Genomic DNA, 1,083 nt, shown 5'->3' with positions numbered 1-1,083 from the left:
AGGTTAAAAGTCTTTCAGACTTACCAAATTTTAAAAAACTAATGGGGAACTTAAAAATGAAGATAAATAAAAGTCAATTAGCCAGAGAATTGAATGTGGATCGGCGTACCATAGATAAGTATTTGAATGGTTTTACACCAAAAGGGACAAAAAATAAAACATCGAAAATCGATACATATTATGAAGTGATTGCAGCTCTTTTATCTAGTGATTCTAAACAAATCTTCTACTACAAACGAGTGTTATGGCAGTATCTAACAGACAATCACGGTTTAAAATGTTCACAGTCTGCATTTCGTGCTTATATTAATAGAAAGCCTGAATTTAGAACATATTTTGATGAGGGGAAGCGTATTTTATCAGGTCATTCAGTGGGTGTCCGTTATGAGACACCTCCAGGAGAACAAGCTCAATTAGATTGGAAAGAAAGCATACGATTTGAAACCAAAAGTGGCGAAATCGTATATGTGAATGTAGCTGTACTTTTATTGTCCTACTCGAGATTTAAAGTTTTTCATTTGAATATTTCAAAATCACAAAGTGTTTTAATGTCATTTATGACAGAGGCATTTGAAATGTTTGGTGGTGTACCGAAGGTAATTGTCACGGATAATATGAAGACGGTAATGGATGAAGCTCGAACAGAACACTTTACAGGAACGATTAACAATAAGTTTGCCCAATTCGCTCAAGATTTTGGATTTAAGGTACAACCTTGTATCGCAGGGCGACCAAATACCAAAGGGAAAGTAGAAGCGCCAATGAAACTTCTAGACGAAATTCATGCTTATCAAGGAAGATTCACTTTTGAAGAATTACATGAATTTGTGCAAAAATTATGTGCAAGAATTAATCAAACATTTCATCAAGGGACTGGTAAGATTCCAGTGTTTGCCCTAAAACAGGAAAAGAATCTCCTACAACCACTCCCGAAGAGCGCGATAAGAGATTCCTATATGATTAAGCATAAACTTGTAAAAGTTAATACATCAGGCATGATATCTTACAAATCGAATCAATACTCAGTTCCAGCTGACTATCAAGGTAAAACCGTCGGTTTACAAGTATACGATAATCAAATAT

1 protein-coding gene is annotated in these 1,083 nt (G+C 34.8%); it reads left to right on the top strand.

Features of this window, described 5'->3' with window-relative positions; genetic code table 11:
• Positions 1–1,083 (top strand): IS21-like element IS232 family transposase (gene istA / locus FE392_RS22465; protein WP_319931904.1); only part of this gene is annotated, 1,083 nt, incomplete at both ends.

The sequence above is a fragment of the Xenorhabdus santafensis genome (assembly GCF_033949405.1).
In the GTDB taxonomy this organism is placed as follows: Bacteria; Pseudomonadota; Gammaproteobacteria; order Enterobacterales; family Enterobacteriaceae; genus Xenorhabdus; species Xenorhabdus santafensis.
Note: the sequence above shows the minus strand (reverse complement) of the source record. Positions and strands in the feature narration are given on the sequence as shown.